Consider the following 5,452-nt stretch of genomic DNA (forward strand, 5'->3'; position numbering starts at 1 on the left):
TATATTTGCACCCGCTTAGAGGGGCAAGAGATTGTTTCTCGGGTTTATTGAGAAAGAGATAAGTTCTATTGACATATTGGGAAGACAGCGTATACAGGCAGTGATGTCTGTATAAGAATTAAGAGAACAGAATATCCTAGAGGGACGGGATTTGGATTTGGAGAGTTGTGAAGTTATATACAGAACAACGATGAAGAGTTTGATCCTGGCTCAGGATGAACGCTAGCGGCAGGCCTAACACATGCAAGTCGAACGGTAACATTTCTTGCTTGCAAGAAGATGACGAGTGGCGCACGGGTGCGTAACGCGTATACAATCTGCCCTTTACTGGGGTATAGCCCAGAGAAATTTGGATTAAGCCCCCATGGTACATGTTTATGGCATCATATACATGTTAAAGGATACGGTAAAGGATGAGTATGCGTCCCATTAGCTAGATGGTAAGGTAACGGCTTACCATGGCCACGATGGGTAGGGGCCCTGAGAGGGGGATCCCCCACACTGGTACTGAGACACGGACCAGACTCCTACGGGAGGCAGCAGTGAGGAATATTGGACAATGGGCGGAAGCCTGATCCAGCCATGCCGCGTGCAGGATGACTGCCCTATGGGTTGTAAACTGCTTTTATACAGGAAGAATAAGGGGTTCGTGAACCCTGATGACGGTACTGTAAGAATAAGGACCGGCTAACTCCGTGCCAGCAGCCGCGGTAATACGGAGGGTCCGAGCGTTATCCGGAATTATTGGGTTTAAAGGGTCCGTAGGCGGGCCGTTAAGTCAGAGGTGAAAGTTTGTGGCCCAACCATAAAATTGCCTTTGATACTGACGGTCTTGAGTTATGGTGAAGTGGCTAGAATATGTAGTGTAGCGGTGAAATGCATAGATATTACATAGAATACCGATTGCGAAGGCAGGTCACTAACCATATACTGACGCTGATGGACGAAAGCGTGGGGAGCGAACAGGATTAGATACCCTGGTAGTCCACGCCGTAAACGATGGATACTAGCTGTCCGGCCTTCGGGCTGGGCGGCCAAGCGAAAGTGATAAGTATCCCACCTGGGGAGTACGTTCGCAAGAATGAAACTCAAAGGAATTGACGGGGGCCCGCACAAGCGGTGGAGCATGTGGTTTAATTCGATGATACGCGAGGAACCTTACCAGGGCTTAAATGTAAGTTGCATAGAGTGGAGACATTCTTTTCTTCGGACCACTTACAAGGTGCTGCATGGTTGTCGTCAGCTCGTGCCGTGAGGTGTCAGGTTAAGTCCTATAACGAGCGCAACCCCTACCGTTAGTTGCCAGCATGTCAAGATGGGGACTCTAACGGGACTGCCGGTGCAAACCGTGAGGAAGGTGGGGATGACGTCAAATCATCACGGCCCTTACGTCCTGGGCTACACACGTGCTACAATGGCCGGTACAGCGGGAAGCCACTGCGCAAGCAGGAGCGGATCCACAAAACCGGTCACAGTTCGGATCGGGGTCTGCAACTCGACCCCGTGAAGCTGGAATCGCTAGTAATCGGATATCAGCCATGATCCGGTGAATACGTTCCCGGGCCTTGTACACACCGCCCGTCAAGCCATGGAAGCCGGGGGTGCCTGAAGTCCGTCACCGTAAGGAGCGGCCTAGGGCAAAATTGGTAACTAGGGCTAAGTCGTAACAAGGTAGCCGTACCGGAAGGTGCGGCTGGAACACCTCCTTTCTAGAGAAACGACGATTTAAATCATAGGTTCTGTTCCAAAGGAACATTTTGTTCTCTTTTCTGTCAACCCAAAAATATTGGATAAACAGTCCCATAGCTCAGCTGGTTAGAGCGCTACACTGATAATGTAGAGGTCGGCAGTTCGAGTCTGCCTGGGACTACATTTGACGATGTCCGCCCAGGTGCCAAGCACTTGTTGGAGGATTGTTCAAAACGTTCATATAAATTGAAATACTGGAAATTTTAGAAGTTGGGTGTCCCAAGTTGGCGTATAGTCATCGATTAACTGATAACTGTTAACTGATAGCTGACGACTGAAAAATGGGGGATTAGCTCAGCTGGCTAGAGCGCCTGCCTTGCACGCAGGAGGTCATCGGTTCGACTCCGATATTCTCCACGATGGATGCTTTTGTGGCATTCTCAAAATTGAAGTTTGAGGGGCAATTTAAGTTGCCCGGATAGCGGAATATTTTGACAAAGTTCATTGACATATTGGTACAAAGTGTGTATAGAGAGCAATCTTTATACGACACAGAAACATGAAAAATACGTATACACGTAGTAGAGAAAACAATAATTATTTAAGGATTACGAGCGGGCACATCTGTTTTATTACAGGATAGTGCGACAAGCTGCAAAAGGGCGTATGGGGAATGCCTAGGCTCTCAGAGGCGAAGAAGGACGCGATAAGCTGCGAAAAGCTGCGGGGATCGGCACATACGATATGATCCGCAGATGTCCGAATGGGGCAACCCAGCTGGTTGAAGGCCAGTTACACCGTAAGGTGGGCAAACCCGGGGAACTGAAACATCTAAGTACCCGGAGGAGGAGAAAACAAAAGTGATTCCGTTAGTAGTGGCGAGCGAAAGCGGATTAGTCCAAACCAATGTTGTTCCGGCAATATTGGGGTTGTAGGACCACGATATTTGGTGTGTTATGAATCAGAATCCTTTGGAAAGAGGAGCCATAGAAGGTGATAGCCCTGTAAGAGTAAAGACCATTACCGATAGTGGTATCCTGAGTAGTGCGGGGCACGTGAAACCCTGTATGAATCCGGCGGGACCATCCGCCAAGACTAAATACTCCTGAGAGACCGATAGTGAACCAGTACCGTGAGGGAAAGGTGAAAAGAACCGTGAATAACGGAGTGAAATAGATCCTGAAACCGTACGCCTACAAGCGGTCGGAGCCCTTTGGGGTGACGGCGTGCCTTTTGCATAATGAGCCTACGAGTTACTGTTGCTAGCAAGGTTAAGGACTTCAGGTCCGGAGCCGTAGCGAAAGCGAGTCTGAACAGGGCGCTTTAGTTAGTAGTAGTAGACGCGAAACCGTGCGATCTACCCATGGGCAGGTTGAAGCTGTGGTAACACATAGTGGAGGACCGAACCCGTTGACGTTGAAAAGTCTTGGGATGACCTGTGGGTAGGGGTGAAAGGCCAATCAAGCTCGGAAATAGCTCGTACTCCCCGAAATGCATTTAGGTGCAGCGTTTAAATAGTTTTATAGAGGTAGAGCTACTGATTGGATGCGGGGGCTTCACCGCCTACCAATTCCTGACAAACTCCGAATGCTATAAAATGTTTTTAAGCAGTGAGGGCATGGGTGCTAAGGTCCATGTCCGAGAGGGAAAGAACCCGGATCACCAGCTAAGGTCCCAAAGTATATGCTAAGTTGATATAACGCGGTGGAACTGCACAGACAGCCAGGATGTTGGCTTGGAAGCAGCCATTCATTTAAAGAGTGCGTAACAGCTCACTGGTCGAGCGGTTCCGCATGGATAATAATCGGGCATAAGCATATCACCGAAGCTGTGACTTCTATTTATAGAGGGGTAGGGGAGCATTGTAGTGCCGCTGAAGGTGTACCGCGAGGTATGCTGGAGGAGCTACAAACGAAAATGTAGGCATAAGTAACGATAATGCGGGCGAGAAACCCGCACGCCGAAAGACCAAGGTTTCCCCAGCTATGCTAATCAGCTGGGGGTCAGTCGGGACCTAACGCGAACCCGAAGGGGGTAGTGGATGGACAACGGGTTAATATTCCCGTACCTGCTCACGCTAAAAGTGACGGGGATGTGGCGCTGGTGCGTACAGACGGAATTGTACGTTGAAGGGAGCAGTGATGCCCCGATAGTACACCAAGGCTTCGGCCGCGGTGACAATCCAGTTTAACATCCTCCGAGAAAAACAAGTGAAGCAGCCCGTACCGTAAACCGACACAGGTGGTTGGGATGAGTATTCTAAGGCGCTCGAGAGATTCATGGCTAAGGAACTAGGCAAAATAGACCCGTAACTTCGGGAGAAGGGTCGCCCCCTGTAAGGGGGGCCGCAGTGAAGAGGTCCAGGCGACTGTTTATCAAAAACACAGGGCTCTGCAAAATCGAAAGATGAAGTATAGGGCCTGACACCTGCCCGGTGCTGGAAGGTTAAGGGGAGATGTTATCTTCGGAGAAGCATTGAACTGAAGCCCCAGTAAACGGCGGCCGTAACTATAACGGTCCTAAGGTAGCGAAATTCCTTGTCGGGTAAGTTCCGACCTGCACGAATGGTGCAACGATCTGGACACTGTCTCGGCCATGAGCTCGGTGAAATTGTAGTATCGGTGAAGATGCCGGTTACCCGCAGTGGGACGAAAAGACCCCGTGCACCTTTACTATAGCTTCGTATTGACCTTGGACAAGGGATGTGTAGGATAGCTGGGAGGCTTTGAAGCGGCGTCGCCAGGCGTTGTGGAGCCATTGTTGAAATACCAGCCTTCGTTTGTCCGGGGCCTAACCCTCAAAGAGGGAACAGTGCGTGGTGGGTAGTTTGACTGGGGTGGTCGCCTCCAAAAGAGTAACGGAGGCTTCTAAAGGTACCCTCAATACGGTTGGCAATCGTGTGTAGAGTGCAATGGCACAAGGGTGCTTGACTGTGAGACATACAGGTCGAACAGGTACGAAAGTAGAGCATAGTGATCCGGTGGTTCCGCATGGAAGGGCCATCGCTCAAAGGATAAAAGGTACGCCGGGGATAACAGGCTGATCTCCCCCAAGAGCTCACATCGACGGGGGGGTTTGGCACCTCGATGTCGGCTCGTCACATCCTGGGGCTGGAGAAGGTCCCAAGGGTTGGGCTGTTCGCCCATTAAAGTGGCACGCGAGCTGGGTTCAGAACGTCGTGAGACAGTTCGGTCTCTATCTACTGCGGGCGTTAGAAATTTGAGTGGATCTGACCCTAGTACGAGAGGACCGGGTTGGACTGACCGCTGGTGCGCCAGTTGTCCCGCCAGGGGCATTGCTGGGTAGCTATGTCGGGATGGGATAAGCGCTGAAAGCATATAAGCGCGAAACCCGCCACAAGATGGGATTTCTTTAAAGGATCGTGGGAGATGACCACGTTGATAGGCCATAGGTGGAAGTGCAGCAATGCATGTAGCCGAGTGGTACTAATTATCCGTAGGCTTGCGCACGCCCCTCGGTATTTCCTTGGATTATTTATTGTTGGAAGCTGTTTCTGTAGGGCCCCATGGGCACATTTTGTACATATATGTCAAAGATATTGATCGGCCAAGATGGTCGATGGTCGATCCTTGATCGACTTAAAATCTGGGTGGCCATGGCGACGGGGCCCACCCCTTTCCATTCCGAACAGGGAAGTTAAGCCCGTCTGCGCCGATGGTACTGCCCCACAAGGGTGGGAGAGTAGGCCGCCGCCTTTCTTGAAAGCCCCTTACACATGTAAGGGGCTTTTTTTATGCACTAT

At 50.6% G+C, this 5,452-nt stretch carries 2 tRNA genes and 3 rRNA genes; all 5 read left to right on the forward strand.

Annotated features, from left to right (window positions below):
- Positions 1-187: 187 nt before the first annotated feature.
- The 5 genes from GGR42_RS16775 (at position 188) to rrf (ending at position 5,408) form a co-directional block, all read left to right on the forward strand.
- A 16S ribosomal RNA gene (locus tag GGR42_RS16775) occupies positions 188-1,709 on the forward strand.
- Between the two features lie 87 nt (positions 1,710-1,796).
- Positions 1,797-1,870, forward strand: a tRNA-Ile gene (locus GGR42_RS16780).
- Positions 1,871-2,032: 162 nt separating this feature from the next.
- Positions 2,033-2,106 (forward strand) — tRNA-Ala (locus GGR42_RS16785).
- Positions 2,107-2,333: 227 nt separating this feature from the next.
- A 23S ribosomal RNA gene (locus tag GGR42_RS16790) occupies positions 2,334-5,159 on the forward strand.
- Positions 5,160-5,295: 136 nt separating this feature from the next.
- A 5S ribosomal RNA gene (gene rrf / locus GGR42_RS16795) occupies positions 5,296-5,408 on the forward strand.
- Together the 16S, 23S and 5S rRNA genes with 2 tRNA genes alongside form the textbook arrangement of a ribosomal RNA operon.
- The last annotated feature ends 44 nt before the right edge of the window (positions 5,409-5,452 follow it).

It is taken from the genome of Saonia flava, assembly GCF_011927795.1.
GTDB classification, from domain to species: domain Bacteria; phylum Bacteroidota; class Bacteroidia; order Flavobacteriales; family Flavobacteriaceae; genus Saonia; species Saonia flava.